At 70.4% G+C, this 22,599-nt stretch carries 25 protein-coding genes and 1 tRNA gene; 9 read left to right on the top strand and 17 right to left on the bottom strand.

What is annotated here, in order from left to right; all coding sequences use genetic code 11:
* Positions 1-13: 13 nt before the first annotated feature.
* The 8 genes from rplL to AB0B72_RS10290 form a co-directional block, all read right to left on the bottom strand.
* Positions 14-406: a 50S ribosomal protein L7/L12 gene (gene rplL / locus AB0B72_RS10325; RefSeq protein ID WP_367738299.1), complete on the bottom strand. Its 393-nt coding sequence runs from the start codon at positions 404-406 to the stop codon at positions 14-16.
* 75 nt (positions 407-481) lie between these two features.
* Positions 482-1,006 (bottom strand): 50S ribosomal protein L10, encoded by a 525-nt coding sequence (rplJ, locus tag AB0B72_RS10320; protein ID WP_367738298.1) that lies wholly within the window; start codon positions 1,004-1,006, stop codon positions 482-484.
* Positions 1,007-1,224: 218 nt separating this feature from the next.
* Positions 1,225-2,058: an LppX_LprAFG lipoprotein gene (locus AB0B72_RS10315; protein ID WP_367738297.1), complete on the bottom strand. Its 834-nt coding sequence runs from the start codon at positions 2,056-2,058 to the stop codon at positions 1,225-1,227.
* Between the two features lie 244 nt (positions 2,059-2,302).
* A complete protein-coding gene (rplA, locus tag AB0B72_RS10310; RefSeq protein WP_367738296.1) occupies positions 2,303-3,016 on the bottom strand; it encodes a 50S ribosomal protein L1 in 714 nt (237 codons plus the stop codon).
* 177 nt (positions 3,017-3,193) lie between these two features.
* Positions 3,194-3,625: a 50S ribosomal protein L11 gene (gene rplK / locus AB0B72_RS10305; RefSeq protein WP_367738295.1), complete on the bottom strand. Its 432-nt coding sequence runs from the start codon at positions 3,623-3,625 to the stop codon at positions 3,194-3,196.
* Positions 3,626-3,737: 112 nt separating this feature from the next.
* The gene (gene nusG / locus AB0B72_RS10300; RefSeq protein WP_367738294.1) at positions 3,738-4,634 is read right to left on the bottom strand and encodes a transcription termination/antitermination protein NusG; all 897 of its coding nucleotides are present in this window, start codon (positions 4,632-4,634) and stop codon (positions 3,738-3,740) included.
* Between the two features lie 55 nt (positions 4,635-4,689).
* A complete protein-coding gene (gene secE, locus AB0B72_RS10295) occupies positions 4,690-4,947 on the bottom strand; it encodes a preprotein translocase subunit SecE (RefSeq protein ID WP_367738293.1) in 258 nt (85 codons plus the stop codon).
* 75 nt (positions 4,948-5,022) lie between these two features.
* Positions 5,023-5,095 (bottom strand) — tRNA-Trp (locus tag AB0B72_RS10290).
* A 232-nt stretch (positions 5,096-5,327) separates the two neighbouring features.
* Here AB0B72_RS10290 and AB0B72_RS10285 point away from each other — a divergent pair.
* On the top strand, positions 5,328-6,533 hold the full coding sequence (locus AB0B72_RS10285; protein WP_367738292.1) for a pyridoxal phosphate-dependent aminotransferase: 1,206 nt from the start codon (positions 5,328-5,330) through the stop codon (positions 6,531-6,533).
* Positions 6,534-6,709: 176 nt separating this feature from the next.
* On the opposite strand, the gene AB0B72_RS10280 is transcribed toward AB0B72_RS10285, so the two are convergent.
* Positions 6,710-7,921 carry an ATP-binding protein gene (locus AB0B72_RS10280; RefSeq protein WP_367738372.1) on the bottom strand — a complete coding sequence of 404 codons (1,212 nt, stop codon included), beginning with the start codon at positions 7,919-7,921 and terminating at the stop codon, positions 6,710-6,712.
* A 156-nt stretch (positions 7,922-8,077) separates the two neighbouring features.
* Positions 8,078-8,674: a TetR/AcrR family transcriptional regulator gene (locus tag AB0B72_RS10275; protein WP_367738291.1), complete on the bottom strand. Its 597-nt coding sequence runs from the start codon at positions 8,672-8,674 to the stop codon at positions 8,078-8,080.
* Between the two features lie 82 nt (positions 8,675-8,756).
* Between AB0B72_RS10275 and AB0B72_RS10270 the strand changes: the two genes are divergently transcribed.
* The gene (locus AB0B72_RS10270) at positions 8,757-9,179 is read left to right on the top strand and encodes a nuclear transport factor 2 family protein (RefSeq protein WP_367738290.1); all 423 of its coding nucleotides are present in this window, start codon (positions 8,757-8,759) and stop codon (positions 9,177-9,179) included.
* Positions 9,180-9,257: 78 nt separating this feature from the next.
* Here AB0B72_RS10270 and AB0B72_RS10265 read toward each other — a convergent pair whose 3' ends face one another.
* Complete coding sequence (locus tag AB0B72_RS10265; protein ID WP_367738289.1) at positions 9,258-10,196, bottom strand: PASTA domain-containing protein; 939 nt, start codon at positions 10,194-10,196, stop codon at positions 9,258-9,260.
* On the bottom strand, positions 10,193-10,693 hold the full coding sequence (locus AB0B72_RS10260) for a SigE family RNA polymerase sigma factor (RefSeq protein ID WP_367738288.1): 501 nt from the start codon (positions 10,691-10,693) through the stop codon (positions 10,193-10,195). The genes AB0B72_RS10265 and AB0B72_RS10260 overlap by 4 nt, the downstream gene beginning before the upstream one ends.
* Positions 10,694-10,766: 73 nt before the next feature.
* Between AB0B72_RS10260 and AB0B72_RS10255 the strand changes: the two genes are divergently transcribed.
* Entirely contained in the window at positions 10,767-11,786 is a 1,020-nt protein-coding gene (locus AB0B72_RS10255) for an adenosine deaminase (RefSeq protein WP_367738287.1), read from the top strand.
* Positions 11,787-11,813: 27 nt separating this feature from the next.
* Here the strand turns inward: AB0B72_RS10255 and AB0B72_RS10250 are convergent, their stop codons facing one another.
* From AB0B72_RS10250 to AB0B72_RS10240, 3 genes are read right to left on the bottom strand one after another with little or no spacing between them, the layout of a single operon-like run.
* The gene (locus AB0B72_RS10250; RefSeq protein ID WP_367738286.1) at positions 11,814-12,554 is read right to left on the bottom strand and encodes a hypothetical protein; all 741 of its coding nucleotides are present in this window, start codon (positions 12,552-12,554) and stop codon (positions 11,814-11,816) included.
* Complete coding sequence (locus tag AB0B72_RS10245) at positions 12,538-13,080, bottom strand: RNA polymerase sigma factor (protein WP_367738285.1); 543 nt, start codon at positions 13,078-13,080, stop codon at positions 12,538-12,540. The genes AB0B72_RS10250 and AB0B72_RS10245 overlap by 17 nt, the downstream gene beginning before the upstream one ends.
* Positions 13,081-13,125: 45 nt before the next feature.
* Positions 13,126-13,962, bottom strand: coding sequence for an SAM-dependent methyltransferase (locus tag AB0B72_RS10240; RefSeq protein ID WP_367738284.1), 837 nt, complete (start codon positions 13,960-13,962; stop codon positions 13,126-13,128).
* A 242-nt stretch (positions 13,963-14,204) separates the two neighbouring features.
* Here AB0B72_RS10240 and AB0B72_RS10235 point away from each other — a divergent pair, with 242 nt between their 5' ends.
* From AB0B72_RS10235 to AB0B72_RS10210, 6 genes are all read left to right on the top strand, one after another.
* Positions 14,205-14,942 carry a methyltransferase gene (locus AB0B72_RS10235; RefSeq protein WP_367738283.1) on the top strand — a complete coding sequence of 246 codons (738 nt, stop codon included), beginning with the start codon at positions 14,205-14,207 and terminating at the stop codon, positions 14,940-14,942.
* Positions 14,943-15,033: 91 nt separating this feature from the next.
* Positions 15,034-15,561 carry a DUF5666 domain-containing protein gene (locus AB0B72_RS10230; RefSeq protein ID WP_367738282.1) on the top strand — a complete coding sequence of 176 codons (528 nt, stop codon included), beginning with the start codon at positions 15,034-15,036 and terminating at the stop codon, positions 15,559-15,561.
* 131 nt (positions 15,562-15,692) lie between these two features.
* Positions 15,693-16,391 carry a response regulator transcription factor gene (locus AB0B72_RS10225; protein ID WP_367738281.1) on the top strand — a complete coding sequence of 233 codons (699 nt, stop codon included), beginning with the start codon at positions 15,693-15,695 and terminating at the stop codon, positions 16,389-16,391.
* Positions 16,391-17,776: an ATP-binding protein gene (locus AB0B72_RS10220; RefSeq protein WP_367738280.1), complete on the top strand. Its 1,386-nt coding sequence runs from the start codon at positions 16,391-16,393 to the stop codon at positions 17,774-17,776. Before AB0B72_RS10225 ends, AB0B72_RS10220 begins: the two co-directional genes overlap by 1 nt.
* A gap of 44 nt (positions 17,777-17,820) precedes the next feature.
* Positions 17,821-19,695, top strand: coding sequence for an acyl-CoA dehydrogenase family protein (locus AB0B72_RS10215; RefSeq protein ID WP_367738279.1), 1,875 nt, complete (start codon positions 17,821-17,823; stop codon positions 19,693-19,695).
* A 339-nt stretch (positions 19,696-20,034) separates the two neighbouring features.
* Positions 20,035-20,187 carry a hypothetical protein gene (locus tag AB0B72_RS10210; RefSeq protein WP_367738278.1) on the top strand — a complete coding sequence of 51 codons (153 nt, stop codon included), beginning with the start codon at positions 20,035-20,037 and terminating at the stop codon, positions 20,185-20,187.
* Positions 20,188-20,252: 65 nt separating this feature from the next.
* On the opposite strand, the gene AB0B72_RS10205 is transcribed toward AB0B72_RS10210, so the two are convergent.
* Positions 20,253-21,398 carry an acetyl-CoA C-acetyltransferase gene (locus AB0B72_RS10205; RefSeq protein ID WP_367738277.1) on the bottom strand — a complete coding sequence of 382 codons (1,146 nt, stop codon included), beginning with the start codon at positions 21,396-21,398 and terminating at the stop codon, positions 20,253-20,255.
* Between the two features lie 92 nt (positions 21,399-21,490).
* Positions 21,491-22,582, bottom strand: coding sequence for a hypothetical protein (locus AB0B72_RS10200; protein WP_367738276.1), 1,092 nt, complete (start codon positions 22,580-22,582; stop codon positions 21,491-21,493).
* Between the last annotated feature and the right edge of the window lie 17 nt (positions 22,583-22,599).

Here is a 22,599-nt window from a genome sequence, read left to right as displayed (position 1 = left end):
CGGGTGAAGCGTGTTACTTGACCGTGACGGTGGCGCCGGCGCCCTCGAGGGCCGCCTTCGCCTTCTCGGCCTGCTCCTTGTTGACCTTGCCGTCGAAGACGGACTTGGGAGCGCCGTCCACGAGGTCCTTGGCCTCCTTGAGGCCCAGGCTCGTCAGAGCGCGGATCTCCTTGATGACCTGGATCTTCTTCTCGCCGGCGGCCTCGAGGACGACGTCGAACTCGTCCTGCTCCTCGGCCTCCTCGGCGGCGGCGCCGCCGCCACCCGCCGGCGCGGCGGCGACCGCGACGGGGGCCGCGGCCTTGACGTCGAAGGTCTCCTCGAAGACCTTCACGAAGTCGGACAGCTCAAGGAGGGTCATCTCCTTGAAGGTCTCGAGCAGCTCGTCGGTGCTGAGCTTCGCCATGATGTGTTCCTCCAGTGGATCGAGCAAAACGTGAAAAGGGACCGCGGTGTGCGCTTCCCCGTCCGCTGCGCGGACCTACTCGCCGGCCTCTTCGCGCTTGGCGCGCAGAGCCTCGGCCAGTCGAGCCATGGTCGTGGGCAGCGCGGCGAAGGTGGCGGCAGCCTGGGACTGCTTGGCCTTCAACGCACCGGCCAGCTTCGCGAGGAGCACCTCACGGGACTCAAGGTCGGCAAGCTGGGTGATCTCGGCCGGGGACATCGACTTGCCGTCGACGACTCCACCCTTGATCACCAGGAGGGGATTGGCCTTGGCGAAGTCACGCAGACCCTTGGCCGCCTCGACGACGTCGCCCTTGACGAACGCGATCGCGGTCGGTCCGGTGAGCAGGTCGTCCAGGACGGTGATCCCGGCGCCATTGGCCGCGATCTTGGTCAGCGTGTTCTTCGCCACGGCGAACTTCGCATTCCCACCGAGAGAGACGCGCAGCTGCTTGAGCTGAGCGACGGTGAGACCGCGGTACTCGGTCAGAACGGCGGCGCTGGATCCTTCGAACTCACTCTTGAGCTCGGCGATCGCACCGCTCTTCTCCGCCTTCGCCATGGGCCTCCTTCCAGATGTGCCGCCGGCGAGGCCCCGAGAAAAACGAACAAGCCCCGGCGCAGGCGCACGGGGCTTGGATGACGTGACACGTCCCCAGTCTCCACACCTGCGCGGGTCGTCCGTTTCAGCGGATCCTTCGGCCACCGGGCTGTGAGCCCGGCGGCGACCGGCGGTCTTCGGCAGGAGACAGAATACGTGCCGATCCCTAGAACACCAAATCAGGCGCCGGGAGTGAGGGCGCTCTTCGGCAGCTCGCCGACCTGGTCGGCGGCGGGCGTCTCGATGGTGACCGGCTCGTTGAAGGACTTGAACAGCGCGGTGGCCTTGAACGAGCCCTCCTGAGCCCCGCCGTTCAGCTCGACCTTGCGGGGCAGTCCCTGGGCGTCGATCCACGTGTCGAACTTGACGTCCTTGGCACTGGCCAGCTGGCCCTGGAGCTGCGACCGCGACTCCTCGGGAAGCTGCTTGATCGCCTCGTCGACCGGGAAGGTGCCCGCGTAGTGCGTCGTGTCGACGCCGCCGACCTGCTCGGTGCCGACCGACTTCACGTCCTTGGACGCGGTGAGCAGGGCCACGCTGGTCTTGAGGTCGATCTGCTGGGCCTGCGCGAGATACTGCTCGACGTTGACCCCGGACGAGGAGCCGAGCTGCTTGAGGTCGAGCCTCACCCACGGCTTGGTCGTTCCCAGGAGGGTCTTGAGCATGTCGAACTTCACGTACGCGACATCGCCCTGAAGGATCACCCGCACGCCGCCCGGCAGGTTCTGGCCGCCGAACGAGACCTGGTTGAGCGTGATGTCCGTGGCCAGCTGCGGGGTCTTCTGGTAGAGCATCGTGCCCTGGATGCCGCCCGCCTGGCCCTTGGTGCTGGAGACGTTGACGACGAGATCGGCGGAGTAGGTGTTGACCTCGTCAGCCTTCTGCGCGGTCTGCTGAAGGACCTCGGCGGCGGAAAGCTTGGCGTTGTCGAGCGACGGAGCCGCGGTCGTCCCGCATCCGGCAACCGTTATCGCGGCCACCGCCCCGGCGGCCACCAATAGTCTGCGCATCATTACACCCCTTCGTGTCCCCCATTACCTGCCCTTGACCCTAAGCGGCTAACGCCTCGGGCGCGCTCCCTGAGGAGAAACCCGCACAACCTATGCACAGAGCTTCACAACATCCACACATTCGGCGTACCCGGCGGGAGCCGTACAAGCGGGCGGGAAAAGGCGGAAGCCCCTGCCGGGCGGGCAGGGGCTTCCGGATGGTCTCCGAGGCCGGGCGCGCCCGGCCTGGTTCACCGCCGTACGGCCGTCAGGCCTCGAGGTCGGCGGTGATCCCGCGCGTCACGTTCGGGTCGACCGGGATGCCCGGGCCCATGGACGTGGTGAAGGTGACCTTCTTGAGGTAGCGGCCCTTGGCCGCCGACGGCTTGAGACGCAGCACCTCGTCGAGCGCGGCGGCGTAGTTCTCCAGGAGCTGACGCTCGTTGAACGACGCCTTGCCGATGATGAAGTGCAGGTTCGCGTGCCGGTCGACCCGGAACTCGATCTTGCCGCCCTTGATCTCCGTGACGGCCTTGCCGACGGCCGGGGTCACGGTGCCGGTCTTCGGGTTCGGCATGAGGCCACGCGGGCCGAGGACGCGGCCCAGGCGGCCGACCTTGCCCATCAGGTCCGGAGTGGCGACGACGGCGTCGAAGTCCAGGCGGCCCTTGGACACCTCGTCGATCAGGTCGTCCGAGCCGACGATGTCGGCGCCCGCGGCGCGGGCCTCCTCGGCACGGTCACCGGTCGCGAAGACCAGGACCCGGGCGGTCTTGCCGGTGCCGTGCGGGAGGTTGACGGTGCCACGGACCATCTGGTCGGCCTTGCGGGGGTCGACACCCAGACGCAGGGCGACCTCGACGGTGGCGTCGAACTTGGCGGTGGCGGTCTTCTTGGCCAGCCGCACACCCTCGACCGGCGCGTACAGCGACTCGCGGTCGATCTCGGCCGACGCGTTCTTCCAGCTCTTGCTGCGCTTCACTTCGTGCTCCTCGTGGAGTTCGTGGTCCGGGCCAGCGCGGGCCCTGCCACAGTGTCGGATCGCCCCGCCGTCGGCGAGGCGGCTCGGGACGGCTTCGATGCCGTGTCTTCCCTCGTCGCGCTCGGTCGCTTCGCTCCCGCGCTCGTCGGTCCGGACCCGGCCGCGCCCCTCGCGGGACTACTCGGCGATCGTGATGCCCATCGAGCGGGCGGTGCCGGCGATGATCTTCTCGGCGGCCTCGACGTCGTTGGCGTTGAGGTCCTGCATCTTGGTCTCGGCGATCTGGCGCAGCTGGTCGCGGGTGAGCTTGCCCACCTTGTCCTTGTGCGGGTTCGCGCTGCCCTTCTGCAGACCGGCCGCCTTCTTGATCAGCTCGGGCGCCGGCGGCGTCTTCGTGATGAAGGTGAACGAACGGTCTTCGAAGATGGTGATCTCGACGGGGATGATGTTGCCCCGCTGAGCCTCCGTCGCCGCGTTGTACTGCTTGACGAATTCCATGATGTTGACGCCGTGCGGACCGAGTGCGGTACCGACCGGCGGCGCGGGGGTGGCCTGTCCAGCGGGAAGCTGGACCTTCACCAGGGCCGCGACTTTCTTCTTAGGAGGCATCTGTCCTTCTCCGGGTCCTTGTCCCTACAAATCCCTCACAGACGTCGGGAGCCGGCGCCTGGCCCCGGCTCCCTGTACGCGTGAGGACGACTATCGAGTCTATGCGAGGTGGTCAGATCTTCGAGACCTGGTTGAACGACAGCTCGACCGGGGTCTCTCTGCCGAAGATCGACACGAGCACCTTGAGCTTCTGCGACTCGGCGCTGATCTCGCTGACCGTGGCGGGCAGCGTGGCGAACGGGCCGTCCATGACGGTGACGGACTCGCCGACCTCGAAGTCCACCGTGGCCGCCGCCGCCTTGCTCGTCGCCTTCTTGACTTCCTCGGAAGGCTCGGGGGCGAGCAGCTTGGCGACCTCGTCGAGGTTGAGCGGGCTCGGCTTGTTCGACAAACCGACGAAGCCGGTCACGCCGGGCGTGTTGCGGACCGCGGCCCACGACTCGTCGCTGAGCTCCATGCGCACCAGCACGTAGCCGGGGAGCACGCGCTCCTTGATCGGAGTCTTCTTGCCGCCCTTGAACTCCGTGATCGTGTGGGTCGGCACCTCGACCTGGAAGATGAAGTCCTCCATGTTGAGGGAGCCGATGCGGCTCTCGATGTTCTGCTTCACGCGGTTCTCGTAGCCGGCGTAGGAGTGGATGACGTACCACTCGCCGTACTGGCCGCGGAGCTGGCGCTTGAACTCCTCGACCGGGTCCACGTCCGGGAGGACGTCGCCGTCCTCGTCGACCAGCGGGGTGTCCTCCGCCGTCTCGGAACCGGCCGACTCGGCGTTCCCGGGGTCTTCGGAGTCGAGGTCATCGGAATCGATCTCGTCGGATTCCGGCACGTCGGGCTCGAGCGCGTCGAGGTCGGCCGTATCGGACTCATCGGACTCAGTCGTGTCGGCGTCGAACTCGTCGCCATCCGAGTCGGCGGTCGTGGTCTCTTCGGCCTTTGTTACGGCCTCGTCCAGCTCGTTCTCCCGCTCATCGCGGGAGCCATCGACCGGCATCGGGGACTCGGACACGGGACTCTTCCTTCTTCGATCGCTGAATTGACGTGCTCGGACGTCTCGGGCCGGATCAGGATCCGCCGAAGATCGCCAGCACACCCTTCGTCAGCAGGAAGTCCAGTCCGGCCACGATCCCGACCATGATCACAACAAAGACCAGGACCACCATCGTGTAACTGACCAGATCGTTGCGCCGCGGCCAGATGACCTTGCGCAGCTCGGCGACGACCTGCCGGTAGAAGAGTGCGGGAGAGGTGCGCTTGGCCTTCTTCTCACCGGTCGGCCTGCCGGGCCTGCCAGCGGTCTCGCCGCGGGTGTCGATCGCCACAGTCCTCACCTGATCCGTCGTGTCCGTCGCGTTTGCGGCGCGCTATCACGCCATTGTTGCGCGGACCGCACTCCGCAGGGCACGAGGGACTCGAACCCCCAACCGCCGGTTTTGGAGACCGGTGCGCTACCAATTGCGCTAGTGCCCTAAGCCGTGCACCACGATACCCGAGAAACGCATGGACAAGTCCCTGCGTCGCTCGCGTGGCCCACTAGTCGGTGAAGTGTACGTGGGAAAGACCACTTCGTCGAACCACACGGCCCGCGCGGCCGGAAGGCCGATCCCGTGCCGCCTGCGTGCTGCTCAAAGGTACCGTGCGCGGATACCCGAATGCTGGATATGGAGAGGAAACCGCTCGGCGCGTCTGGAACCATGGAGCCATGACCCGAACTCGCATCTCCGCGCGCATCTCCGCGATCTCCGAGTCCGCGACGCTGGCCGTGGACGCCAAGGCCAAGGCGATGAAGGCCGCCGGTCGCCCGGTCATCGGGTTCGGCGCCGGTGAGCCCGACTTCCCGACTCCCGACTACATCGTCGAAGCGGCGGTCGAGGCCTGCCGGAACCCCCGGTTCCACAAGTACACGCCCGCCGGGGGGCTGCCGGAGCTGAAGAAGGCGATCGCCGAGAAGACGCTGCGAGACAGCGGGTTCGAGGTCCCCGCCTCCCAGGTGCTCGTCACCAACGGCGGCAAGCAGGCGGTCTACGAGGCGTTCGCCACGCTGCTGGACCCGGGTGACGAGGTTTTGGTCGTCGCTCCGTACTGGACGACGTATCCGGAGGCGATCAAGCTCGCGGGCGGCGTCCAGGTGGACGTCGTGACCGACGAGACCACCGGTTACCTCGCCTCGGTCGAGCAGCTCGAGGAGAAGCTGACCGACCGCACCAAGGTGCTCCTGTTCGTCTCGCCGTCCAACCCCACCGGCGCGGTGTACACCCCCGCCCAGGTCGAGGAGATCGGACGCTGGGCGCTGGACAAGGGCCTGTGGGTCGTCACCGACGAGATCTACGAGCACCTCGTGTACGGCGACGCCCGCTTCTCCAGCATCGCCACCGCCGTCCCCGAGCTGCGCGACCGTGTCGTCGTGCTCAACGGCGTCGCGAAGACGTACGCGATGACCGGCTGGCGGGTGGGCTGGCTGATCGGCCCCGCCGACGTGGTGAAGGCCGCCACCAACCTCCAGTCGCACGCCACCTCGAACGTCTCGAACGTGGCGCAGGCCGCGGCCCTCGCCGCCGTCTCCGGCGACCTGTCGGCGGTCGCCCGTATGCGCACGGCGTTCGACCGCCGCAGGCAGACGATGGTCCGGATGCTCAACGACATCCCCGGCGTCGTCTGCCCCGAGCCGATGGGCGCGTTCTACGTCTACCCCTCGGTCAAGGCGCTGCTGGGCAAGGAGATCGGCGGCCGGCGGCCGCAGACGTCGGCCGAGCTGGCCGAGCTCATCCTGGAGGAGGCCGAGGTCGCGCTGGTCCCCGGAGAGGCGTTCGGCACGCCCGGCTACTTCCGTCTCTCGTACGCCCTCGGCGACGACGACCTGGCGGAAGGCGTCAGCCGGGTGGCGAAGCTGCTCGCCGACGCCCACTGATCCGACACCACTGAGCCGACACCACTGAGCCGACACCACTGAGCCGACGCCCATCGCGGTGACGCTGATCCACCGATGACCGGAAGGCCCGGGCCCCGCGCCCGGGCCTTCCCGTTGCCGGGCCTTCCCGTTGCCGGGCCTTCCCGTTGCCGGGCCTTTCCATCGCCGGTGACGGATCAGCTCCAGACAGTGCAGATGGGAGCGGCGACGATCCTGTCGCCGAGCTCGTACATCCGGGCGCCCGTGTGCAGGACGACTCCCGCGACGAAGCGGTCCCCCAGCTCGTCACGGAGCCACGCCAGATGCTTCGCCGCGTCCGCGCGCGGAGCGGCGGACGCCTTGACCTCGATCCCGATCACCTGCCCCATGCCGAGCTCCAGGACGATGTCCACCTCGTGGCGGCCCCGATCCTGACGCAGGTGGTACATGCGCGGACGGCTCGCGCACACCGGCATCTCCGCCCGCAGCTGCTGGGCCACGAACGTGTCGATCATGCGGCCCAGCAGGTCGCCGTCTCTCATGATCCCCTCTGCGCCGACTCGCAGGAGGGCCGGGACCAGTGCCGGCTCGACGACATACCGCTTCGCCCCTCGTACCAGCCGTTTCAGCCGGTTGCTGAACCATGCGGGGATCTTGTCGAGCAGCAGGAGATCGCGAAGGAGTCTCTCGTACGCCTCCCCGGTACGGGCGTTGACTGCCGCCGCCTCATACAGCGTCTTGTCCGTGACGACGCCCGCCGTGTTGAGGGCGAGGGCCTCGAGATATGCCCTCAGCCTGAGCGGATCACGCCGTCCGTCGAGCGTCTCGATGTCTCGGGTGAGGGTCTGCTCGATGTAGCTGTCCAGCCAGCGGTCCCGTACGGCCGGCGGCATGCGGTGCGCCTCCGGGTAGCCGCTGCGCAGCGCCAGGTCCAGGTAGTCGCCGAGGTCGGGAGGCCGGGCGGGGACGGTGAGCTCAGCCACGCGTCCCTGCGCCAGGAGGTCGGCGAACGGGGGCCTGCCTGTGGTCCGCTCGGCCTCCTTGACGGAGAGCCCGGCCATGTCCACGCGGACGACCCGCCCCGTGCCCGGCCAGGTGCGCCCTCCGAAGTCCGACCAGACCGAGCCGGTGAGGATGAAGCGGCCAGGACGGTGGTCGTCGTCCACCGCCCGCTTGACCGCGCCGAGGACCTCCGGAACCATCTGCCATTCGTCGAGGAGCACCGGCTCCGGCAGCCGCCGGAGCGCCGCGTCGGGATCCGCCAGGAAGGCGGCGCTCTCCTGTTCCCGGTCGAGCCGGATGACGGTCCGCACATGCCGGGCGGCCGTCGTGGTCTTCCCGGTGGCCCGGGGACCCACCAGCATGATCGCCGGAAGGGTGCCGAAGATGTCCTCGATCAGTGGGTCCACCAAGCGAGGGATGTACGGAGCACCTACCATGAGCTGGACGTTACCAATCTCCCCCAGCTTTGAGTGCGATTCTCACCCATCGGTCAGTACCAAGATGACCCAGGCTCACGGGACGCCGCCGATGCCGCGTACGCCGCCTCACCGGCCCGGCGGAGGTCAGCCGTCGCCGGACGGCCGGCTCGCCGGCGAGGGCGCCGTGGCCAGTGTCTGGAAGCACGGGCGGAGCAGGTCGACGATCTGTTCGGGCGAGGCGTCGGCGAGCCGGCCGAGCCGAAGCAGGTAGCGCTCGATGATCACGCCGTGGACGATCGCGCTGAGCAGGCTGGCGCGCAGCTCGGCGTCGTCGCTGGGGATCGCGGCGGTGATCTGGCTGAGCTGGGGCTCGGCCGCGGCCCGGTAGCGGTTGGCGGCGTCGGCGTTGGTCAGCATGGATCTCAGCACGGCCAGCGAGGCCACCGGCTCGCTGTCCAGGCGCTTGGCCAGCGAGGTGAGCAACGCCTCGGCCACCTGCTCCGCGGTGCCGCCGGGCAGATCGTCGGGGGGAAGCTTGGCGGCTCGCGAGAAGAGCTCGTCCTTCGTGCCGAAGTAGTGCATGACAAGACCGGCGTCGACGCCTGCCGCCTTGGCCACGGCACGGATCGTGGTGCGGTCGTAGCCGAGCTCGGCGAACATCCGGCGGGCCGCGGCGAGAATGCCCTCCTCTGTCTGGCGGCGCTGCTGCGCCCGGGTCGGCCTGACGTTCGGATCGGTCACCCGTTCATTCTACGGCCGTTGACTGAGGTGGCCATTCGTTCTACGCTCGTTCAATCAACATGCGTTCAACGAAAGGGGCGGGATGACCGTCACATCACGCGAGGTCGTCGAGCGGATGCTCCAGGCGGGCCGCGAAATGGATGTCGAGACCTTCGTGGGGCTGATGGCACCGGACGGGTACCTCGAGTGGCCGTACCGGCCGCCTGGCGTGCCCGCGCGGTTGCAGGGCCGCGCCGTGATCCACAGGCATCTGACCGAGGCGGCCAAAGCCTTCATCGCGTTCGACGAGTTCCGGGATCTCGTGATGCACGAGACCACCGATCCCGAGGTGATCATCGTCGAGTACGACGCGTACGGAACCGTCGTCGCGACCGGCGCGCCGTTCCACCAGACGGTCATCGCCGTGTTCCGCGTCCGGGACGGTCAGGTCCTGTCGTACCGCGACTACATCAATCCACTGCCGCTGATGGAGGCGTACGCCAGCGCCGCCCAGGCCGGAGCGTAGGAACGCGGACGGCGCCGGCGGGCCCGCTCCAGGTGTCATGCCCTCGCCTACGCCCGGCTCCCGCACCGGTCGTGACGGTCAGCCGGTGGGGGCGACCTTGGCGGCGATCTTGTGAAGCTCCCTGCGGATCCCGGCCTCGCCGAGCTTCTCGCCGTAGTCAGGGCTGATCATGACCTCGAACCCGAGGTCGGCGCCCTCGGTCCACAACATCGCCCGGGTGGCCCCCTCGTTGGGGATCTCCTCGGTCGTGACCAGGTAGACGGTCTTCCCACCGGCCTTGCTCGGCGTGGCACCCTGGTCCACGTACTCTTTGATCCGCCTGGCCAGGTCCCGTACGGCAGGGCCCCGGTAGACCACCATCTCGACGCTGTAGGCGCCGCTCGACTCCATGCCGGGCTCGACCCACGTCGTGGCGTAGCTCCTGTCGCCGAAACCGTCCTTGGTCGACCACTTGCCCCAGACGAGCCCGTCCGGCAGGTAGCCGACGTGGACGCCGCCGAACCTCCGGCCGTCCCCGAGGTCGCCCAGGTCCTGCGGGAGCGGCTCCTTCGACAGCGAGGGGGCCGGGGTGCCGGAGGCCTTCACGGTGGCCATGGTGATCGTGACGACGGATCCGGCGGGAGCGGCGGTCCCGCCCGCCGGATCCTGAGCGATGATCGTCCCCGGAGCAGTGCCCTCCGCCAGCACCTTCTTCCAGGCCACCTCGTATCCGGCGCGCTCCAGGATGGCCCTGACCTCTTCGTTGCTCGTCCCGACCACATTCGGCACCAACTGGCCCGGAACCGCGACGGAGTCCCCCGCCCCGGACGACGGACCGGGCGGTTCCGGCCCCTGCCCGCCGAGATACAGCGGCACGGCTCCCGCCACCGCCGCGGTGACCAGGGCCGCGCCTGCCGTACGGAACCGGACGACGTGGCGGCGGCTGCGCCGCCTCACCGCCTGCCCCATGGACGGCGGCGCGTAGACGCCCTCCACCTGTGAGCCCATCGCGTCCTTCAGCGCCTCTTCCACGTTCACGCGGACGCCCCTTCCCGATCTTCCATGCGCGCACGCACTCTCGCGAGGCCGCGGGCGGCCTGGCTCTTGACGGTTCCGACCGCGCAGCCCAGGACGGCGGCGGTCTCGGCTTCGGACATGTCCTCCCAGTAGCGGAGGACCAAGACCGCCCGCATCCGGGCGGGCAGCCTCCTCAACTCCTCGACCAGCGCGTCACGCAGGCCGAGATCGGGCGACTCCACCGGGGTGTCCGGCGGGTGCGCGAAAGTGATCTCCTGGAGCACCTTCCGCCTGCGCGCCCTGCTGATCGCGCCGTTGACCACCACCCGGCGGGCGTACGCCTCGGGATTGTCGTGGCGGATGCGCGGCCAGTGCCGGTAGACCCTCTCCAGGGCGCCCTGGACCATGTCCTCGGCGTCGGCGGCCGAGGCGCCGCAGACCAGGATCGCGGTGCGGAGCAGGGCGGTGCTTCGGGCGGCCAGGAACTCGTCGAAGGCCGCCTCGTCTTCTTCCGTCATGGACTCCCCTTTCGCCGTACCCAACGCGCGGGGTACGCACGAGGTTGAGAGCGGGATGCGGCAGGATATGGAGATGCCGCGTCCACTCCACACGCTCCCGAAGGCACACCTGCACCTGCACTTCACCGGCTCGATGCGGCATACCACGCTTATCGAGCTCGCGCGTGAGGAAGGCGTCCACCTGCCGGACGCGCTGGAGCAGGACTGGCCGCCCCAGTTGCGGGCCACCGACGAGAGGGGCTGGTTCCGCTTCCAGCGGCTGTACGACATCGCCCGCTCGGTCCTGCGGCGCCCCGATGACGTCTACCGGCTGCTGCGGGAGGCCGCGCAGGACGAGGCGCGCGAGGGATCCCGCTGGCTGGAGATCCAGGTCGACCCCTCCGGGTACGCTCAGCGGTTCGGCGGGCTGACCGAGACGCTGGAGCTCGTCCTGGACGCGGCCCGGCGGGCGGCGGACGCCGCGTCGATCGGCATCGCCGTCGTCGTTGCCGCGAACCGCACCCGCCACCCGCTCGACGCCCGGACGCTCGCCCGCCTCGCCGGGCAGTACGCCGGGAACGGCGTGGTGGGCTTCGGACTGTCCAACGACGAGCGGCGGGGCCGCGCGAGGGACTTCGAGCACGCGTTCCGCATCGCCAAGCGGGCGGGGCTGCTGGCGGTGCCGCACGGCGGCGAGCTGCTGGGCGCGCCCAGCGTCGCCGAATGCGTAGACGATCTGGGCGCCGACCGCGTCGGCCACGGGGTCCGGGCCGCCGAGTCGCCCCGGCTCATGGAGAGGCTGGCCGACCGGCAGATCGCCTGCGAGGTCTGCCCGCTGTCCAACGTCGGTCTCGGCGTCGCCGAGCGGCCTGAGGACGTGCCGGTGCGGCGACTGTTCGAGGCGGGGGTGCCCCTCGCGCTCGGCGCCGACGACCCGCTGCTGTTCGGCGCCCGGCTGCTGGCGCAGTACGAGCTGGCCAGGGAGGTCTACGGCTTCACCGACGCGGAGCTGGCCGAGCTGGCCCGCCAGTCGATCCGCTCGTCGGCCGCCCCCGACCAGCTCAAGAAGGAGCTCCTCGGCGAGATCGACGCCTGGCTCGCCGCCCCGGAGTGAGCTCGCCGGCTCCGATCCGCAGGGATGTCAGCGGACGGAGCGGGCGATCCGCAGGGCCTCCTGCTGATCCGTGCCCTCCAGCCGCATGCCGGTCGTGCCGTTCTGCCAGATGAGGGTCGGCCCCGCCACCCCCAGCTCCTGTAGCGCGCCGCTGTCCGCGGGGACGTAGGAGACGCCGTGCGGACGGCTGATCCACCAGCCGTGCGGGGATGAGATCTCCTCCGGCCACGGCTCCCCCATCTCCTTGCGGAACACCACGCTCAGCGTCCCGTCGAACTCGTCGAGGCGGATCCCGGGCCACAGGAGCGTCACCACGCGGCCGCCGTCGGCCACCCGCACGTCGGCCGGCTCGCCGAGAGCGGACGGCACCGCCACCGTGAACCGCACGGCGCGCCGGGCCTCGTCGAGCGTCACTCGCCGCTCTCCGGGCAGCGGGGCCGGCACGCCTGTCGGCAGCGGCCCAGGCCCTCCGACGTGGATCTCCACCCCGGCGAACCTGAGCACCGATTCGACGGCGGCCCGCCCCTGCGGGGTGGCCCCGAGCAGCACGGCGAGAAATACGGCCACGACCGCCGCGATCCGGCGCCGCGACGGCCGGGCCCACCGCGACGGGACCCGCGGGGAGGGCTCCCCCTCCAGCCGGGCGCGTACGGCACGGGCGACGTCGGCCGGAGGAGGAACGGGCGTGCGCAGGCTCTCGCCGAGCGCCAGCAGCTCGGACTCCAGTTCGTCCGGCACGTCGGCGGAGCGGTCAGGGGAGGAGCTCACGGCCCACCTCCTCTCGCAGGCGCTTGAGGCCGCGGAACGTCCGCGACTTCACCGTGCCCAGCCGTACGCCGAGGACCGAAGCGGTCTCGGCTTCCGACAGCTGAAGGAAATACCGGCAGACGACCGTTTCGCGTTCCCGTTCGGGCAGCCGGCGGACCGCCTCGAGCAGGCGGCTCCTGTCCTCGGCGGCGACCGCCGCCTCCTCGGGCTCCTCCGGCTCGTACGGCTCCCGCTCACGGCCCAGCCGTACGGAAAGGTCGGCGCGGCGGCCACGCGACCGGGTGAGGTTGTGGGTCTCGTTGGCCACGATCCGCAGGAGCCACGGCCGGAAGGCGGAGTCGCGCCGGAAGCCGGCCAGGTGGCGGAACGCCTTGACGAACGCCTCCTGCACCACGTCCTCGGTCTCGTCGCCCGCTCCGAGCAGCGCGGCCGTGCGGTGCGCGACCGCGCTGTACCGGGCGACGAGCACCTCGTAGGCGTCCAGGTCGCCGGCCAGGGACCGTGCTATGGCGTCGTCGTCGTCCATGGGAGTGGCGCGATGTTCGTGTGGGGGGTCACGGCCGGGCCGCGCTCAGGGCTTGCGGCCGACGCCGCAGTAGCCGGCGACCTCGGGAGGGAGCCCCAGCGGGTCGTCTTCGGGCCGCCACCGTGTCATGGAGACGAGACCGGGCTCCACCAGTTCCAGGCCGTCGAAGAAGCGCAGGATCTGTTCCCGGTTGCGCGGGCCGATCTGGGTGGAGGCCTTCTCGTTCCACTCCTCGTTCATCTGGGCGTTGGCCTCGATGCTGGACTGGTCGCCGATCTCGAGGGTGGCGTGGGTGAGCACCAGGTGGCTCCCCGGCGGGATGGCGTCCATCAGCCGGTTCACGATCCGGCACGCGTCGTCGAGGTCGCCGATGAAGTGCAGGATGCCCAGCAGCATGACGGCGACCGGCCGGGTGAGATCAAGGGTCGCCGCGGCGGCTTCGAGAATCTTGTCCGGATCGCGCAGATCGGCCTCGACGTAGTCCGTGGCGCCCTCGGGGCTGCCGACCAGCAGGGCGCGGGCGTGAACCAGCACGAGCGGGTCGTTGTCGACGTAGACGATGCGCGACTCGGGGGCGATGCGCTGTGCCACCTCATGGGTGTTGTCCATGGTGGGCAGCCCGGTCCCGACGTCGAGGAACTGCGTGACGCCCGCCTCCCCCGCCAGGTAGCCGACGGCACGCCCCAGGAACGCCCGATCGGCGCGGGCGATGTCGACGATCTGGGGGAAGACCTGCCTGGCCTGATCGCCCGCCTCGCGGTCGATCGGGAAATGGTCCTTGCCGCCCAGGAAGTAGTTCCACACCCGGGCGCTGTGCGGCACGGTGACGTCGATCTTCGGCGACGGCTCCTGAGAGGCGACGGGGAAATCGTTGTCGGTCACGAGGCGGACCTTCCGTAGTGCGAGCGCAGTGATTGGAGCTTAGCCTCGTCGATGGATCATGTACTGGCGATCGCTCATGTCGGGAAATATCACTTTCTGACTCGACAAGATGTCCCGAGCGGCGGCTATGACATGGCGAGGACGCGGATCGGGGCCGCCCCGCTCCTGTCGGAACGCGACCTTCGCCCGATGGGGCGGCACTACACTTTCCACGACCGTCAGCCCGCGTGAACGAGGATTCCATGTCTGGATATGACCGCGTAGTCCAGCCGGCGGCCGGAGACGAGGCCCTGGAGAACCACCTCGGTGGGGATGAGGCCAGGAACTACCGGCAGTACGAGTTCGACATGGTCGCACCGCACGTCGGGCGCTCGATGCTGGAGATCGGATCCGGCCTGGGGCACTTCGCCGAGCAGTTTCTCCCCCGGCTCGACCGGCTCGTGGTGAGCGACTTCGACCCCTACTGCGTGGACCAGCTCAAGAAGAGGTTCGAGGGCCGCGACGACATCTCGGTGCTCCGGTTCGGCCTGCCGACGGAGATCCCCCTCGCCGACCCGGTGGACACCGTGGTGATGATGAACGTCCTCGAACACATCGAAGAGGACGCCGAGGCCCTGCGCTCCCTCGCGAAGGTCACCGCCCCCGGCGGCCGGATCATCATCTGGGTGCCCGGCTACATGCAGCTCTATGGGGACTTCGACCGCAAGGTCGGCCACGTCACCCGCTACACGCCCGCCACCCTGCGCAAGACGGTCACCGACGCGGGCCTGGACGTCGACGTCCTCAAGCCGATCAACTTCCTGGGCGGCATCGCCTGGTGGGCCGCCGTCAGGCGCGGCGGGGTGGGCTACCCGGACCCGCGGCTCGTCAAGGTCTACGACCGGACCGTCGTCCCCGCCACGCGGTTCATCGAGCGCTTCATCCGGCCGCCCTTCGGTCAGACCGTCTTCTGCGTGGCCCGGGTGCCCCAGCCCAAGTAGGGTTCTCACGTTTTTCCCGGAGATCTCCTCGCCCGGCCCCAGCCCGGGCCTGTTGGGTTGTCCTCATCGGCCCGACAACGGAGGAGCGCTGATGAGGAAGGTCACCGGAACCGCCGCCGCCGTGGCGGTGTGCGCGCTCGTGACGGGCGCCGCCGCCCTCGGACCGGAGACGCCGGGCGACGTGACGGCGTCCGCCGGGCCGTACGGCGCCGAGGCCGCCGCGGAGGCGACGAGCTTCCAGACGGACGGCCAGGTCGCGGTGGCCACGCCGTCGCCGAAGGTCACGGGGGCCGCCAAGGCGGCCGCGAGACAGCGGCGCCAGATGGTCGGCGTGCACGGCGAGGCAACGGTTCGCGCCAAGGGCGGGACGTTCACCGAGCGCACCTGGCAGCGCGGGGCCGTCACCGCCAAGACGGACACCACCCTGACGGTCAAGAGCAAGGACGGCGCCAGCTGGACCTGGGCCGTCGCGGGCAGCACCCGGATCCGGCGCGCCGGGGACAGGGCCGACATGGCCCGGCTCGCCGTCGGCGACCGCGTTCTGGTGATCGGAACGCCCCGCGCGCCGGGACAGCCGGAGGCGGGCAAGGTCGTGGCCCGCGCCGGCAAGGGACTGTGACGGACACGGGAGCCGGGCTGTGACGGACGCGGGGGCGGAGCTGTGACGGACGCGGGAGCGGGGCTGTGACGGACGCGGGAACGGGGCCCGCAGATGCGACGGAGGCCTCACACCTGCACAATGGGTCCCCAATGAGCGCAACCAGGATCCTCGTCGTCGAGGATGACCCGAACATCAGGGACGTCATCGACGTCGCCCTCCGCTTCCACGGCTTCCGGGTCACGACCGTCGCGACCGGGCGAGCCGCCCTGGAGGAACTGACCGGCGACCGGCCCGACATGGTCGTGCTGGACGTCATGCTGCCCGACATCGACGGTTACGAGGTGTGCCGCCGGCTCCGCGCGGACGACGTCGAGACGCCGGTGATCTTCCTGACCGCGCGGGACACGGTCGCCGACACCGTACGGGGGCTCACGCTCGGCGGCGACGACTACGTGACCAAGCCCTTCTCCGTCGAGGCCCTGGTGGCGAGGATCCGCGCCGTGCTGCGGCGTACGACGGTGCCGGCGGCGGCGGAGCGGTCGGCGGGGACCATGCTGCGGGTCGCCGACCTGGAGCTGGACGAGGCCCGCTGGGAGGTGCGGCGCGGCGGCGTGCAGGTGGACCTGTCGCCGACCGAGTTCCGCCTGCTGGCCTTCCTCATGACGCACGCGGGCCTGGTGCTGACCAAGCGGCAGCTCCTCGACGAGGTGTGGGGCTACGGCGGCTCGTCGCAGGTCCTGGAGACCTACATCTCGTACCTGCGCCGCAAGCTCGACCCGCTCGGGCCGCCCCTCATCCACACGCAACGCGGGATCGGGTACGCCCTGCGGCCTCCGCAGAGCTCCTGATGTCGCTGCGGACCCGCCTGCTCGCCGGACTGCTGGCGGTCAGCGCCGCCCTGCTGGTCGTGCTGTCCATCGTGAGCGTCATCGTCCTGAGAGGGCATCTGCTCACCCGGCTCGAAGGCCAGGTGACGGCGGCCACGACCACGGCCGCCAAGCGCTACATCGGGGAGGAGCCGCTCTCCCAGGCCCTCACCGGATCGACCTACGCCGTCGCCGCGTACAACCTCACGACCCTGCGCGCCCGGCTGGTCAGCGGCGACGCGGCCGAGGCGGAGGCCGTTCCTCCGCTGGTCGAGGCGTTGGGCAAGGACAGACTGCTCGCGTACGCGGCGAAGACGCACACGTTCGAGCTGGATCCCACCGGCGGGTACGACATGGTGGCGGCCTCGGCGGTGACCCGGAGCGGCCAGCGGGTCCTCGTCGTGGCGGTCCCGCTGGACGCGGTGGAGGACCCGGTCCGCCACCTCGTGCTGAGCGAGCTCGTGACCGGCGGTGCGCTGATCCTGGTCCTGGCCGCGGGCGGGCGGATGCTGATCGCCAGCGGGCTCGCCCCCCTGGAGAAGATGGCGACGACGGCGCACGGGGTGGCCGAGGGGGGCGACATGTCGGCCCGGATGCCGGAGGGGACCTCCGAGATCGGGCGGCTCGGAGCCGCGGTCAACCTCATGCTGGACCGGATCGCCCAGGCGTTCCGCGACCGCCGTGCGTCGGAGGACCGCGTACGGCGTTTCGCCGCGGACGCCTCGCACGAGCTGCGCACCCCGCTGTCGACCATCAGCGGCTACGCCGAGCTCTACCGTGCGGGGGCGATCCCCGCGGAGGACATGCCGAAGGTCATGGGCCGCATCGAGGCCGAGGCGAACCGGATGGGCCGCCTGGTGACCGAGATGCTGGAGCTGGCCCGCCTCGACCGCGGCGCCGCCCTCGAACGCACCGAGACCGATCTGGCGGAGATGGCGCGGGAGGTCGCGGCCGACTCGGTGGCGCTCGACCCGGGGCATCCCGTGACCGTGAACGCCCCGCCCTCGCTGGTCACGGCCGTCGACGAGGCGCGGATCCGGCAGGTCCTGGTCAACCTGCTCGGCAACGTGCGGGCGCACACCCCGGAGGGGACGCCGGCGACCATCCGGCTGGCCGAGAGCGCGGACGTGGTGACGATCGAGGTCGCCGACGCGGGCCCGGGGATGACGCGGGAGAGGGTGGCCCGCGCCTTCGACCGGTTCGAGCGGGGCGAGGAGCAGCTCTCCGGCGGCGCCGGGCTCGGCCTGTCCATCGTCAAGGCGATCGCGGAGGCGCACGGCGGGCGTTGCCGGATCGAGTCCTCCCCCGGCGAGGGAACGGCGGTTCGCGTCGAGCTTCCCGCGATGCAAGAGGCTACTGGCGGGTAGGTATCCGGGTGGAGCGTTGAGCACACCGCCGGAGGAGGTCGCCGATGACCGATTACGCCAGGGCCCGAGAGGTCGCGGAGCAGGCCCGCGAGACCGAGTGGACCCGCCCCAGCTTCGCCAAGCAGCTCTTCCTGGGCGACTTCAGGCTCGACCTGGTCCACCCTGCGCCCAAGCTGAGCGAGGAGGAGATCAAGAAGGGCGACGACTTCATCCGGGGCCTGCGCAGGTTCCTCCAGGACAAGGTCGATCCCGCGCTCATCGAGCGCACAGCCCGCGTGCCTGACGAGGTGATCAAGGGGCTCGGGGCGATCGGCGCCTTCGGCATGACCATCGAGGAGGAGTTCGGCGGGCTCGGGCTGAGCCACCTCTACTACAGCAGGGCCCTGCAACTGGTCGCGTCGTACTGCCCCGCGTTGAGCGCACTGCTTTCCGCGCACCAGTCCATCGGTGTGCCGCAGCCGCTGCGGCTGTTCGGGACCCCCGAGCAGAAGCGGCGCTTCCTCCCCCGCTGCGCGGGCGGCGAGATCTCCGCCTTCCTGCTGACCGAGCCCGACGTCGGCTCCGACCCCGCGCGTCTCGGCACGACCGCCGTCCGCGACGGGGACTCCTACGTCATCGACGGCGTCAAGCTGTGGACGACCAACGGCGTCGTCGCCGGCCTGCTCGTGGTCATGGCCCGGACGGGCTCGAAGATCTCGGCGTTCGTCGTGGAGGCCGACTCGCCGGGCATCACCGTCGAACGGCGCAACGCGTTCATGGGCCTGCGCGGCATCGAGAACGGCGTCACCCGCTTCCACCAGGTGCGCGTCCCGGCGGACAACCTCATCGGCCGCGAGGGCCAAGGGCTGAAGATCGCGCTGACCACGCTGAACACCGGGCGCCTCTCCCTGCCCGCCACCTGCGCGGGAGCGGCCAAGTGGGCGACGAAGATCGCCCGCGAGTGGGGCGGCGAGCGGGTCCAGTGGGGGCGCCCCATCGGCACGCACGAGGCCGTGGCCCGCAAGATCGCCTTCATCGCGTCCACGGCGTACGCCCTGGAGTCGGTGGTCGACCTCGCGAGCCGCCTGGCCGACGACGAGGGCAGCGACATCCGCATCGAGGCCGCTCTCGCCAAGCTGTACGGGTCGGAGATGGCCTGGCAGGTCGCCGACGAGCTGGTCCAGCTCCGCGGCGGGCGCGGATACGAGACCGCGGAGTCGCTGCACGCCCGGGGCGAGCGGGGCGTGCCCGCCGAGCAGGTGCTGCGCGACCTGCGGATCAACCGCATCTTCGAGGGCTCGACGGAGATCATGCACCTGCTGATCGCCCGCGAGGCGGTGGACGCCCACCTGTCGGTCGCCGGTGAGCTCATCGACCCCAAGGCCGACCTCAAGGCCAAGGGCCGGGCGGTCACCCGGGCGGGCGGGTTCTACGCCCGGTGGCTGCCGGGCCTGCTCGCCGGCCCGGGGCAGCTGCCCGGGTCCTACTCCGAGTTCGGGCCGCTCGCCCAGCACCTGCGCTACGTCGAGCGGACCAGCCGCAGGCTCGCCAGGTCCACGTTCTACGGCATGTCCCGCTGGCAGGGCAAGCTGGAGCACCGGCAGGGGTTCCTCTCCCGGATCGTGGACATCGGCGCCGAGCTCTTCGCGATCACCGCCGTCTGCGTGCGCGCCCAGGAGGACGCGGCCGAGCTGGGGCGCAGGCCGTACGAGCTGGCGGACACCTTCTGCCACCAGGCCCGGCTGCGGGCCGAGGCGCTGTTCGACCGGCTGTGGGACAACACCGACTCCCGGGACGTACGGCTCGCGCGGCGGGTGCTCGACGGGCGGTACGGGTTCCTGGAGGAGGGTGTGCTCGACCCCTCGCTGGAGGGGCCGTGGATCGCGTCGCAGCGGCCGGGGCCGTCGCAGTTCGAGGACGTCCACCGGCGAGTCGGCTGACGGACGGGACGGACCGCCCCGGCAGGTGCGGGGCGGTCCGTCGTGTCCGGCGACGTCGTCTGCCGCCCTGACGCAGCTCGGAGCCCCGCGTAATGGACGATTCGGGGCGAACGGGGAAACAGGCGGCGAAAAACCTGTTGGGCGGAGCGTGCCGGCCCTGCTAAGGTCGCGGCATGTGGAATCTGTAATGACGACCGCTGACCGGCCGCGCTGCGTTTCCGCCGGTCAGCCGATCCTCTGGATCGGTCGCACCTCAGCTTTCTGGCCTGTCCCATCCCGACGCGGCAGCTGAGTGACGGCACATCGGTGCCGCGTACCCTTTTCGTCAAGGAGATCCATATGCGTACTCGTGCGTCCGGCAAGCGCGGCAACGATCAGCCGCGCACCCCTCAGCCGCAGCGCGGCTTCCCTCCGGCCCCGCGCAAGGTGGCCGCCCCGCCGACGCCGCCCCGGCCCATGCGTCAGCCGCGCCAGCTTCCCCGGCCCAAGTAGACCGGCAGGGCGGAAATGACTGAGGGCACCCCGGAGACCCGGGGTGCCCTCGGCGTCCGTCTCGGTCAGAGACGCTCGATGATCGTGACGTTGGCCTGGCCGCCGCCCTCGCACATCGTCTGCAGGCCGTACCGCCCGCCGGTCCGCTCCAGCTCGTGCAGCAGCTTGGTCATCAGGATCGCGCCGGTGCCCCCGAGCGGGTGGCCCAGGGCGATCGCGCCGCCGTTCGGGTTGGTCCGCTCGGGATCGGCGCCGAGCTCGCGCGTCCAGGCCAGCGGCACCGGCGCGAACGCCTCGTTGATCTCGACCACGTCGATGTCCTGAATGCCGAGCCCGGCACGCTTGAGCGCCTTGCGGGTGGCCGGGATGGGCGCCGTCAGCATGTAGACCGGGTCGTCGCCCACGAGCGACAGCGTGACGATCCGCGCCCGCGGCGTCAGCCCGTGGTCGCGTACGGCCTGCTCGGAGGCGATGAGCACCGCGCCGGAGCCGTCGGAGATCTGCGACGAGGTGGCGGCGGTGATGCGGCCGCCCTCCCGCAGGGTCTTGAGCTCCCCCAGCTTCTCCAGCGTGCTGTCCGGCCGGGGGCCCTCGTCGTCCTCCACGCCGTTGATCGGGGCGATCTGGTCGCGGAAGTAGCCGTTCGCGACGGCCTTGGCGGCCCGCTGGTGGCTCTCGTAGGCGTACCGGTCCAGCTCGTCGCGCGTGAGGCCCCACTTGTCGCACATCAACTCGGCGCCGCGGAACTGGGAGATCTCCTGCGTGCCGTACCGCTCGACCCACTTGTCGCCGAACGGGAACGGCATGCCCTTCTCCAGGGCGGCCGTGATGCTCGACCCCATCGTGACGATGGACATCGACTCGACGCCCGCCGCGACCACCAGGTCCTGCGTGCCCGACAGCACTCCCTGCGCGGCGAAGTGGACGGCCTGCTGTGAGGAGCCGCACTGCCGGTCGATCGTGACGCCGGGGACGCTCTCCGGCAGGCCGGCGCTGAGCCAGGCGTTGCGGGCGATGTCCATCGACTGCGGGCCGAACTGCATGACGCAGCCCATGATCACGTCGTCCACCGCCGCGGGGTCGACGCCGGTGCGCTCGACGAGCGCGGAGAGAGTGTGGGCGGCCAGGTCCGTCGGGTGGACGGTGGAGAGCCCGCCCTTCTTCTTGCCGACGGGCGTGCGGACCGCCCCGACGATGTACGCCTCAGCCACAGTGCCTCCATAAGAAACCGAGCATTGTTCGGTTACTCAGAGGCTACATCAGAACTCTCGTCTTCGGCGGCTCAGGGGCGAGGGTGGCGGGCTCAGGCGTACCTCCCGGGAAGGACGTCCGCGGGCTCGGCGAGCTGGAAGTATCCGCCGTCGCCGGCGATGCCCTGGAGCCGCTGCGCGAGAGCCATGGCCAGCGTCCCGCGCTCCAGGAGCTCCTGCCCGGTGGCGGGAGCCGTACGGCCCGGCAGCGGCGTCCCGTCCTCCGCCTGGCCGCCTGTCTCGTCCTCGGCGCGGTCGTCCGCCTGCTCCCCCGGCTGGTCCTGTGCCTGGTGCTCGGCGGAGGTCCGGGCCCGCGTCTCGGGCTCCAGCCCGAGCGCGCCTTCAGGCTCACCTTCGAGCCGGTCTTCGGCCTGGGGCTCGGTCGCGTCCTCGGGCAGCGTGGCGATCCGCTCTTCGGCCCGCTCGTCACCGGCGACCGCCGGGTCTTGTGCGCCCTCTCCCGAGTCGGCGGCCACCGCCTCGGCCGCCTGGGTCTCCACGGGAGAGATCCTCGCGACGGCGATCTCCGTGAGGTACGGCCAGCGGGCCCGCGCGACGGGCGGGATGCTGTGCCCCTCCTCGACGGTGACCATGAGGTCGGCCCCCGCGTACACGTCGGCCACCCTGCCGCGGTTCACCGGGACGTGCACGATGCCGTCCACCAGCTCGCCGTCCGGCCATCCGCCGGTGCCGGCGGCGGGACGGAGCAGCTCCGCCAGCACCGGGAGCACCTCTTCCGGAGAGGGGGCGGACGGCAGGTAGACGACGGGGTCGCGCCGCCCGTCCTCGGCCGGGTCGATCGGCTCGCCCTGGCACAGGGACCAGCCGCCCAGCCGGTAGGCGAGCCCTTCGGCGATGCTCTTGTCGAAGAAGTCCACCGGAAGCGGCCCGTCCGCCGCGACGCGGCAGGCCCACAGCCGCTCCTCGCCCTCCACGCCGAGCTTGGCCAGCAGGTCTCCGGTCAGCTCCATGGGTGGATGGATCCGGGAGCCGCCCACGACGACGTCGTCGTGGTCGGCCCGGGCGTCCGGGTCGGCGAGCTGCGCGATCGCCAGCAGCGTCTTCGGGTCCGGCCGCGCGGGCAGCAACGCCGTCGGTCCCGTACGCAAGCGGCCTGGCAGCAGGAGATTCGAGAACCAGCCCACGGGCCCTCCTCATGATC

Origin of the sequence: Microbispora sp. NPDC049125 (assembly GCF_040802045.1) — a bacterium.
Taxonomy (GTDB): domain Bacteria; phylum Actinomycetota; class Actinomycetes; order Streptosporangiales; family Streptosporangiaceae; genus Microbispora.
This window is presented reverse-complemented; position numbering and strand designations above follow the sequence as displayed.

Excerpts from the sequence above, each read along its gene's own strand:
- AB0B72_RS10215 (WP_367738279.1), top strand. The coding sequence starts at position 17,821 with ATGACCGATTACGCCAGGGCCCGAGAGGTCGCGGAGCAGGCCCGCGAG.
- AB0B72_RS10235 (WP_367738283.1), top strand. The coding sequence starts at position 14,205 with ATGTCTGGATATGACCGCGTAGTCCAGCCGGCGGCCGGAGACGAGGCC.
- AB0B72_RS10210 (WP_367738278.1), top strand. The coding sequence starts at position 20,035 with ATGCGTACTCGTGCGTCCGGCAAGCGCGGCAACGATCAGCCGCGCACC.
- AB0B72_RS10255 (WP_367738287.1), top strand. The coding sequence starts at position 10,767 with ATGCCGCGTCCACTCCACACGCTCCCGAAGGCACACCTGCACCTGCAC.
- AB0B72_RS10270 (WP_367738290.1), top strand. The coding sequence starts at position 8,757 with ATGACCGTCACATCACGCGAGGTCGTCGAGCGGATGCTCCAGGCGGGC.
- AB0B72_RS10220 (WP_367738280.1), top strand. The coding sequence starts at position 16,391 with ATGTCGCTGCGGACCCGCCTGCTCGCCGGACTGCTGGCGGTCAGCGCC.
- AB0B72_RS10315 (WP_367738297.1), bottom strand. The coding sequence starts at position 2,058 with ATGATGCGCAGACTATTGGTGGCCGCCGGGGCGGTGGCCGCGATAACG.
- AB0B72_RS10285 (WP_367738292.1), top strand. The coding sequence starts at position 5,328 with ATGACCCGAACTCGCATCTCCGCGCGCATCTCCGCGATCTCCGAGTCC.
- AB0B72_RS10230 (WP_367738282.1), top strand. The coding sequence starts at position 15,034 with ATGAGGAAGGTCACCGGAACCGCCGCCGCCGTGGCGGTGTGCGCGCTC.
- AB0B72_RS10225 (WP_367738281.1), top strand. The coding sequence starts at position 15,693 with ATGAGCGCAACCAGGATCCTCGTCGTCGAGGATGACCCGAACATCAGG.
- AB0B72_RS10245 (WP_367738285.1), bottom strand. The coding sequence starts at position 13,080 with ATGGACGACGACGACGCCATAGCACGGTCCCTGGCCGGCGACCTGGAC.
- rplK (WP_367738295.1), bottom strand. The coding sequence starts at position 3,625 with ATGCCTCCTAAGAAGAAAGTCGCGGCCCTGGTGAAGGTCCAGCTTCCC.
- rplJ (WP_367738298.1), bottom strand. The coding sequence starts at position 1,006 with ATGGCGAAGGCGGAGAAGAGCGGTGCGATCGCCGAGCTCAAGAGTGAG.
- rplL (WP_367738299.1), bottom strand. The coding sequence starts at position 406 with ATGGCGAAGCTCAGCACCGACGAGCTGCTCGAGACCTTCAAGGAGATG.
- AB0B72_RS10260 (WP_367738288.1), bottom strand. The coding sequence starts at position 10,693 with ATGACGGAAGAAGACGAGGCGGCCTTCGACGAGTTCCTGGCCGCCCGA.